Annotated in this window: 8 protein-coding genes; 4 read left to right on the top strand and 4 right to left on the bottom strand. The window is 38.3% G+C overall.

Annotated elements, in window-relative coordinates:
- The first annotated feature begins 404 nt into the window (after positions 1-404).
- The 4 genes from AB1422_12815 (at position 405) to AB1422_12800 (ending at position 4,181) form a co-directional block, all read left to right on the top strand.
- Entirely contained in the window at positions 405-872 is a 468-nt protein-coding gene (locus AB1422_12815) for a TIGR00725 family protein (protein ID MEW6620193.1), read from the top strand.
- Between the two features lie 137 nt (positions 873-1,009).
- On the top strand, positions 1,010-1,510 hold the full coding sequence (locus AB1422_12810) for a hypothetical protein (protein ID MEW6620192.1): 501 nt from the start codon (positions 1,010-1,012) through the stop codon (positions 1,508-1,510).
- A gap of 11 nt (positions 1,511-1,521) precedes the next feature.
- Entirely contained in the window at positions 1,522-2,004 is a 483-nt protein-coding gene (coaD, locus tag AB1422_12805; protein ID MEW6620191.1) for a pantetheine-phosphate adenylyltransferase, read from the top strand.
- On the top strand, positions 2,001-4,181 hold the full coding sequence (locus tag AB1422_12800; GenBank protein ID MEW6620190.1) for an alpha-amylase/4-alpha-glucanotransferase domain-containing protein: 2,181 nt from the start codon (positions 2,001-2,003) through the stop codon (positions 4,179-4,181). The genes coaD and AB1422_12800 overlap by 4 nt, the downstream gene beginning before the upstream one ends.
- A gap of 373 nt (positions 4,182-4,554) precedes the next feature.
- Here AB1422_12800 and fsa read toward each other — a convergent pair whose 3' ends face one another.
- The 4 genes from fsa to AB1422_12780 form a co-directional block, all read right to left on the bottom strand.
- Positions 4,555-5,196, bottom strand: coding sequence for a fructose-6-phosphate aldolase (fsa, locus tag AB1422_12795; protein ID MEW6620189.1), 642 nt, complete (start codon positions 5,194-5,196; stop codon positions 4,555-4,557).
- Positions 5,197-5,228: 32 nt separating this feature from the next.
- Positions 5,229-7,901, bottom strand: a complete 2,673-nt coding sequence (gene fdhF, locus AB1422_12790; GenBank protein MEW6620188.1) for a formate dehydrogenase subunit alpha — start codon at positions 7,899-7,901, stop codon at positions 5,229-5,231.
- A 211-nt stretch (positions 7,902-8,112) separates the two neighbouring features.
- Complete coding sequence (locus tag AB1422_12785; protein MEW6620187.1) at positions 8,113-8,661, bottom strand: tetratricopeptide repeat protein; 549 nt, start codon at positions 8,659-8,661, stop codon at positions 8,113-8,115.
- On the bottom strand, positions 8,589-9,081 hold a 493-nt coding region (locus tag AB1422_12780), incomplete at its 5' end, for a tetratricopeptide repeat protein (GenBank protein ID MEW6620186.1). The genes AB1422_12780 and AB1422_12785, both read right to left, overlap by 73 nt.

Below are 9,081 nucleotides of genomic sequence, written 5' to 3'. Positions count from 1 at the left end.
TGAAGAAAATTTTTTCTTCAATTATTGAAAAGTCTAAATGAATTTTTATCGTTGTAATATAAACTTTGGAATTTAGTGTTTGGAATTTGGAATTTATTTGGAATTTGGTGCTTGGAATTTGGAATTTATTTGGAATTTGGTGCTTGGAATTTGGAATTTCTATCTAATCTGTCCACTAAAAGATGTGGGTAATGATTAGGCCAGGGGAGAACATCAATTGAGTAGCGACAGAGCACTAGATTAAGACACCACCGAATTTTTCAGCTATCAGCCTAATTACGGACACAGAAAACGGACATGGATTACGAATTTTCAGTGTTTCATCCGTGTCCATCTGTGGCTGAATAGTTACCGGTGTTCATTCAAAAACTGAATGCTGAACGCTTACAAACAGGATATATAAAATGCAAATTGGAGTTATAGGTGAAAGTTATCCTTCTGATGAGGGTAAAAAATTAGCATTTGAAGTAGGGGAAGAAATTGCGAAGGCAGGGGCGATATTAATTTGTGGTGGATTAGGTGGAATAATGGAATCTGCCTGTTGCGGAGCAAAAAGTCAGGGCGGATTAACTATCGGCATACTACCCGGCACCGCAAAAACCTCTGCCAATCCTTACATTGATATTCCTATTGTTACGGGGTTAGACCAGGCAAGAAATATTATCATTGTCCGGTCTTGTGAAGCAATTATTGCCATTGAGGGAAGCTATGGAACATTATCTGAGATGGCATTTTGTTTAAAATTAAATGTGCCCCTTATTGGATTACGAACCTGGCATTTAGAACGCCAAAATCACGAAAAACCACCTATCATTTACGCCCAAACGGCTAAAGAAGCTGTAGGGTTAGGAATTAAATTTGCTCAATCCTGACTACTTCCAGTGAGCAATTCTCCCCGGGAACAGCATCTCCAAAATATTACCCCCTTTAAATTCTAACCATACAGGTTGAAAAAATCTCAATCTGCCACTTGACAAAATCATCTAAATTTATTACAATAAATGATGAAATGGAGTTTGTGCTTTTTCTTGGAACGATTATTTCTTTTATCCTCGCCGGATATATTATCTGGATACATGGGATTAAACCCAGAATAACAAATGTTGAATTCAAAGATATTGATAAGTTTAGAAATGAAGTAGGTAAATTAATCACTGAGTTTAATCGAGTTTCTAACACGAATATAAATATCCTTGAAGATAAAATAGAAGATTTAAAGAATATTATCAAATTAGCCGATAATAAAATTGTAAAATTAAATTCAATGACGGTTGATTTAGATATACTCGCTAATCGTGGTAGAAAAAACAAAGAACTAGAAGAAATAAAGGAAAAACCTGTTGAAAGACCAAAGATAAAACCTCTTTCTAAAAAGGCAACTGTTGATGAGAAGAAGGAAAAGATAAAGGAATTAATGCTCGCTGGATTTTCAATAGAGGAAATTGCCAGGGCAGTAAATATGAGTAAAACTGAGGTTCAATTGGTATTGGAATTGAAAAATAAGATGTAAGAGGAGTAAAAATGCACAATATCGCTATTTATCCAGGAACATTTGACCCGATAACAAATGGTCATTTAGATATAATTGAACGAGCGATACCTTTATTTGAAGAGGTAATAGTTGCTGTGGCTTGCGATTCTTCTAAACCAACTCTTTTCTCGATACAAGAGCGAATACAAATGTTAAAAGAGATAACCAAAGATTATCCTAATGTCAAGATAGAAGAATTTTCTGGATTGTTAGTTGAATATGCACAAAAAAAACAGGCAAGTATTATCATTCGAGGACTACGGGCAGTGTCAGATTTTGAACATGAGTTCCAAATGGCTTCCTTGAATAAAAGATTAAATCCCAGCATAGAAACTCTGTTTATGATGACCCATGAAGATAATTTCTTCTTAAGTTCTTCAGCGATAAAAGAAATAGCCAGTCTGGGTGGTTCACTGCATAGTTTTGTCCCCAAAATTGTTGAAGAGATGCTGAAAAAGAGGTTTAAATCATGAAACAAATAACACTTATTTTAACTATCCATTGCCATCAACCTGTTGGGAATTTTGACTATGTTTTTGAAGAGGCTTATCAAAAGGCATATCTTCCTTTTATTAAAGTTTTAGAAAAGCATCCTGCTATTAAATTATCACTTCATTATAGTGGTTCTTTATTAAACTGGTTTTTGGAAAAGCATCCGGAGATAATTAGCAAGGTAAAAAAGTTAATTCAGCAAGGTCAGGTAGAGATGTTGACTGGTGGTTTTTATGAACCAATATTACCTGCTATCCCTGACCGCGATAAGATTGGGCAGATTCAAAAATTGACCAATACGATTAAAAACTATTTTGGCATAGTTCCAAAGGGGATGTGGTTAGCCGAACGAGTTTGGGAGCCATCGTTATCTAAACCCATAGGTGAAGCGGGAGTAGAATTCACATTAGTTGACGATACTCATTTTAAATGGGTTGGAATTAAAGAGAAAGACCTGTTTGGATATTATGTAACCGAAGAAGAAGGGGTAGCGATAAAAATATTCCCAATCAGCCAAAAGTTAAGATATTTAATTCCATTTGCCCCAAAAGTAGATAATGTTCTGGAATATCTCCAATCGGTCGCCGATGAAAATGTAACAAAAATGATACTTATGGGTGATGATGGTGAAAAATTTGGCATCTGGCCTCATACCTATGAATGGGTCTATGAAAAAGGCTGGTTGGACAATTTCTTCACCGCATTAGAAAATGCAGACTGGATAAAAATGACAACTTTATCTGGTTGGATAATGAAAAATAATTCTCTTGGAAGGGTATATCTGCCCTGTGCGGCTTATGAAGAACTAATGCAGTGGGCACTCCCGTCGCATTCTCTTATTGAATACGAAAAGGCTATTGCTGATTTATCTCATTCCAAAAAATATCAATCTTATATCCAATTTATGAAAGGGAGCTTTTGGCGTAATTTCTTAATTAAATACCCAGAAGCCAATAATATGCACAAAAAAATGCTATATGTCAGTAATAAAGTTGACCAAATATCTCAGGCATCAGAGGTATTAGTTTATACTGAGAATGATAAGTTTATTGATAATCGACCGATAAGTATTGATAGAGCAAAGGAAGAATTATGGCAAGGCCAATGTAATTGTGCCTATTGGCATGGCATTTTTGGAGGATTATATTTGCCTCATTTAAGAAACGCTATCTATCAACATCTTATTAATGCTGAAGTTATCTCAGAAAATATCATTCATAATACACCCGGCTGGATAGAGATAGAGGCAATTGATTTTGATAAAGATGGGGAAAAGGAAATTTTAGTCAGTAATTCTTACTTAAATCTTTATTTTCAACCATTAAAAGGTGGAACTTTATTTGAACTTGATTATAAACCAAAACTATGTAATATTACAAATACATTAAGTCGTAAAGAAGAAGCATATCATCAAAAGATAAAACAAGCAGAAATATCCAGGAAATCAACAGGTGTTGCGACTATCCACGAACAATTATCAACTAAACAACAAGATTTAGACAAATACCTTACTTATGATTTCCACCAACGGGGCTGTTTAATTGACCATTTTTTACCCAAAGATATTACACTTGATAATTTTAGTCGAGGTAATTATAAAGAGGTGTGTGATTTTATTAATCAATCTTATAAACATAAAGTCCGACAGGGGAAAGAAGAAATAATAGTAGATATGGCTAAAGAGGGTAAAGTGCTGGTAAATGAGGAGGCATTATCAATCGGGCTAATAAAATCGGTTAGAATATTAGCAAGGAACTCAGAAATAGAGATAACCTATGAAATCAGGAATGATGACAAAAAAGATATTTCATTGTGGTTTGGGATAGAATTTAATCTAAGTTTAGTGGGAGGGACACAATGTTTTTATATAATTCCCGAAATGGAGAATTTAAAAGATAATAAAATGGATTCAATCGCAGAAGATGTTGACTGTAAAGAAATAACACTCCGAGATAACATTGGTAAGATAGAAATTGATTTTAAGTTCAATCAACCCTGTTGTTTATGGCGATTTCCTGTCTATACCGTATCTTCTTCAGAAGCAGGACTTGAGTTAGGCTACCAGGGTTCTGTCTTTTTCCCAAATTGGAAGATTGAAATACCTCCTTACAATTCCTGGCAGGTAAAGATTAAAAAGAATATTAAAGGTATTGTCTAGTGTGGTGTTGAGTAAGTTTTGCACGGCGTATCATCAGGTTTCATAACCTGCAAACGGATAATTGGTAACTGGTTAAATAGTTTCGTCCTGAGCTCAGCCGGTAATCCCTCAGTTATCAGTGGTAAAAACTAAATAGAAATTTTCTCTCGCAAAGACGCAAAGTTCGCAAAGATTATAATTTATTCCTTTGAGTTCTTTGCGCCTTAGCGAGAAATTTAATCTTTATGCCTTTCTCCCACCAATAACTGACCGATTACACTTGATGTTGTCATTACAATTTATCAGGGGAAATATGGGGACACTTCCCATATTTTTCTATTTCTTCTCAGCGTCTCTGTGCCTCTGTGGTTAAATACTATCCTATTGCAAATGATTATCCCATCTTTTTCCAATCACTTAAGAATCGGTCGATGCCAATATCGGTAAGAGGATGTTTAAATAGTTGTTCTAATACCTTGAATGGTATGGTGGCAATATGAGCCCCTAATTTAGCCGCCATAACCACATGAATGGGATGTCTGACGCTGGCAACAATTACCTCAGTCGTAAATCCATACATATCATAAATATCCACAATATCACCAATAAGTTCCATTCCATCCTGGCCAACATCGTCTAATCTGCCAACAAAAGGACTGACGAAAGTTGCTCCTGCTTTGGCGGCAATTAATGCTTGATTAGCTGAAAATACTAAAGTTACATTAGTCTTGATTGCCTTCATCTTTAATATTTTTGTAGCCTTCATTCCTTCAGGAGTCATTGGAATTTTGATAACAATATTGGGATGCCATAAGGCTATTTGTTCTGCCTCTGAAATCATCCCTTCAGCATTTTCACTAATCACTTCTGCACTTATCGGTCCATCAACAATATGGGCAATTTCAAGGATTGTTTCTCTAAAGTCCCTTCCTTCTTTGGCAATCAATGAGGGATTTGTCGTGACACCATCTACAATCCCCCAGGAAGCCGCCTTGCGTATCTCGTCGATATTGGCGGTATCAATAAAAAACTTCATTCTAAAACACCTCCTTTAAACAAGCTGAATAATTACCTTATTTTTACTGCACAAACCTTTAACTCTGGTATCTTTGCTATTGGGTCTAATGCAGAGTTGGTGAGGACATTTGCCGCAGATTCGGCAAAATGAAATGGGATAAAAAATGTTCCCTGGGCTATTTTATCAGTTACCTTTGCCTTTATTTCAATCGAACCTCGTCTTGACGAAACAGTTACAGTCTGACCATCACTTATCCCTAAAGAAATAGCATCTTGAGGATTAATCTCAACATACCCTTCTTTGCAAATTTCATTTAGTCCTTTTGACCTGCGGCTCATTGAGCCGGTGTGGTAGTGATAAAGTATCCTTCCAGTAGTCAGCCAAAATGGGTATTCTTCATCTGGCTCTTCTACTGGGGGTAAGTATTTTACTGCTTGAAATTTACCTTTTCCACTAACAAATTTATCTTTATGCAAGAATTTTGTGCCTGGATGAGCGGCATCAGGACAGGGCCATTGAATTCCACCTTCTTTTGCCAATCGCTGATGAGAAATGCCTCCGTAAGAAGGAGTTAACCTGGCTATTTCTTCCATAATTGCGGCGGCAGAATCATATTTCATCTGATAACCCATTTTATTGGCTAATTCAACTATCGAACAATCAGGTCTGCTCTGTCCGATTGGTTCAATGGCTTTACGGATTAACTGCACCCGCCGCTCGGTATTGGTAAAGGTGCCATCTTTTTCGGCAAAAGAGGCGGCGGGTAGAACCACATCCGCTAATTTAGCGGTTTCGGTCAGGAAGATATCTTGAACTATCAAGAAATCCAATTTTTTGAGTGATTCTTCCACATGGGTTAAATCCGGGTCTGAAACCATTGGATTTTCGCCCATAATATACATTGCTTTGATTTTCTTACCCGCCTCATTAAGCATTTCGACTACCGTTAGTCCTGGTTGTTCTGGTAATTTAACTTCCCAGGCTTGTTCAAACTTCATTCTTGCCTGCGGGTCAACTACCTTTTGATACCCGGAGAAAACCACAGGTAAAGCACCCATATCGCAGGCACCTTGCACATTATTTTGTCCTCGCAAAGGATTAACGCCTGTGCTTTCCCGACCGACATTACCCGTGAGCATAGCCAGATTGGCAATGGAAAAGACATTATCTGTCCCGGTAGTATGTTGTGTTATCCCCATTGAATAGATAATGCTGGCTTTATCTGCGGTAGCATAAATTCTGGCGGCTTTAATTATTTCATCCGCGGGAACACCGGTTATTTCCTCTGTCTTTTCAGGGGTGTATTCCATAACAATTTTCTTAAACTCATCAAACCCTTCACATCGCTCTTCTATAAATTTTTCATCCAACAAACCTTCGTTGATAATCACATTCATCATCCCATTAAGCCAGGCGACATCCGTGCCACTCCTGAATTGCAAATGGACATCAGCCAATTCAACCAACTCTATCCGTCTTGGGTCAGCCACAATTAGTTTGGCTCCTTTTTTAACCGCCTGCTTTATCTTCAAACCGATTATGGGATGGCATTCGGTAGTATTTGAGCCTGTTACCAGAATGCAATCTGCATTCTCAATCTCTGCGATAGAGTTAGTCATTGCCCCTGAACCAAAGGATACCGCCAATCCCGCCACAGTCGAAGCATGGCAAAGTCGGGCACAATGGTCAACATTGTTCGTGCCAATCACTACTCGCATAAACTTCTGGAACAGATAATTTTCTTCATTGGTGCATCTGGCTGAACTTATGCCCGCGATACTATCGGCTCCATATTGCGTCTTTATCTGGCTAAATTTATTGGCTACCAATTTTAACGCCTCATCCCAACTGGCAGGGCGAAATTCACCTGATTCTTGTTTAATTAAAGGTGTTTTTAATCTATCCGGATTATTGATAAAGTCAAACCCAAACCTCCCTTTAACACAAAGAGCCAAACCATTAACCGGATTTTTATCATTGGAAGTAACCTTTACGACTTCGTTATCTTTAACATTCAAATCAAAGGTGCAGCCACAACCGCAGTATGGGCAGGTCGTAGTTACCTTCTTCAATTCCCACTCCCTTCCTCTGAACTTACGCACTTTTTCTGTTAATGCCCCGGTTGGGCATACGGCTACACATTGACCACAAAAGGCACATTCTGTTTCTTGTAATGGGCTATCATAAAAGGTAGATATTTTAGTTTCAAAGCCACGATTGGCAAAATCAGGGATACCAAGCATTTGAATTTCAGCACAAACACTAACACATCGACCACAAAGAATACATTTATTATAATCTCGCTCAATGAATGGGTTAGAGGTATCAATCGGATATTGAGTTTTTGCTCCTTCAAAGGTAGTGCGGCTTATGCCTAACTCATAGGCATATTTCTGGAGTTTACAGATACTATTTTTCTCACAGCTCAAGCAATCCTGTGGATGGTTGGATAAAAGAAGGTCGAGCACTAATTTACGGGCATTTAGCACCCGCTCGGTGTCAGTTTTAACCTTCATCCCATCACTGACCGGATAAGAGCAGGAAGCGACCAATGTCTTTGCACCTTCAACTTCGACAACACATATTCGACAACTACTTGAAGGCGAAAGGCTTTTATGATAGCACAAATGCGGGATTTTAATCCCGGCAGACTTAGCCGCCTGAAGAATAGTTGTTCCTTCTTTTACTTGAGTTGTTTTTCCATCAATAGTTAATTCAATCATTAATTTTACTCCTTTGGATATAATAATGGGTGATAAATTGTAATCATAACTATTCAGCCACAGATGAACACAGATGAAACACGGAAAATTCGTGGACTGAAAATAGTTTTTTCACGCAAAGGACGCAAAGGTAATTTTTTCCCTTATTTCTCTTTGCGTTCTTGGCGTGCTTGTCATTCCAGCTCCCTGAGCCTTTGCTCTGGCTCTTTAGTTATCTTTGTCTTCCTGAGGCTTTACGAAGGTCCTTGAGAAATTCTAGGTGAACTTGATAGCCTAAACTTTGTGCCTTATGGACATCCTCCCAGGCTTTGTCATATTCTCTCTTGAAGTAATAAGCAATCCCCCGATTGTTGTATGCATCAGCAAGCCTTGGGTTTATCTCTAATGCCTTGGTGAAATCAGAGATTACATGGTCATAATCGCCTTTCTCGGCATAGGCACTCCCCCGATTGTAGTAAGCCATAGCAACCCTTGGGTTTATCTCCAATGCCTTGTTGTAATCAGAGATTGCATGGTCATAATCGCCTTTCTCGGCATAGGCAACCCCCCGATTGATGTAAGCCTCAGCAAACCCTGGATTTATCTCACTTGCCTTGTTGTAATCAGAGATTGCCTGGTCATAGAGACCTTTATTACCATAGGCAATCCCCCGATTGTAGTATGCCTCAGCATCCCTTGGGTTTATCTCTAATGCCTTGTTGTAATCAGAGATTTCCTGGTCATAGAGACCTTTATTACCATAGGCAGCCCCCGACCGCAGTATGCCTCAGCAAGCCTTGGGTTTATCTCTAATGCCCGGTTGTAATCAGAGATTGCCTGGTTATAGAGATTTTTGTCATACCAGGAATTGCCACGGAGTAAATAGTCAAGGGCAGTTAAAACAGTAGAAGGTTTTTCTGGCTCTGGTTTGGCAAAAGGGACAGGTGTAGCGGGATTGCTTTTTATGGTTATTTTGGCATTTTGAATGAGCCTTTTGGCAATATTTATGGGAATGGCAAGGTTTAATCCCTCTGATTCTTGAAGTTTAGCCACAGCTATTCCCATCACCTCACTTGTCTCAAGAAGGTAGAGTGGACCACCGCTATTTCCTGGATTAACAGCGGCATCGGTTTGGATAAATGTAGTAGAAGAGTAAGTTATGTTAGTCTTTGCTTCTCTAATAGCGCTTACACCTCCTTTG

Source organism: bacterium (assembly GCA_040757115.1).
GTDB lineage: Bacteria > UBA9089 > CG2-30-40-21 > CG2-30-40-21 > SBAY01 > JBFLXS01.
Note: the sequence above shows the minus strand (reverse complement) of the source record. Positions and strands in the feature narration are given on the sequence as shown.

Excerpts from the sequence above, each read along its gene's own strand:
- AB1422_12815 (MEW6620193.1), top strand. The coding sequence starts at position 405 with ATGCAAATTGGAGTTATAGGTGAAAGTTATCCTTCTGATGAGGGTAAA.
- AB1422_12810 (MEW6620192.1), top strand. The coding sequence starts at position 1,010 with ATGGAGTTTGTGCTTTTTCTTGGAACGATTATTTCTTTTATCCTCGCC.
- coaD (MEW6620191.1), top strand. The coding sequence starts at position 1,522 with ATGCACAATATCGCTATTTATCCAGGAACATTTGACCCGATAACAAAT.
- AB1422_12800 (MEW6620190.1), top strand. The coding sequence starts at position 2,001 with ATGAAACAAATAACACTTATTTTAACTATCCATTGCCATCAACCTGTT.
- fsa (MEW6620189.1), bottom strand. The coding sequence starts at position 5,196 with ATGAAGTTTTTTATTGATACCGCCAATATCGACGAGATACGCAAGGCG.
- fdhF (MEW6620188.1), bottom strand. The coding sequence starts at position 7,901 with ATGATTGAATTAACTATTGATGGAAAAACAACTCAAGTAAAAGAAGGA.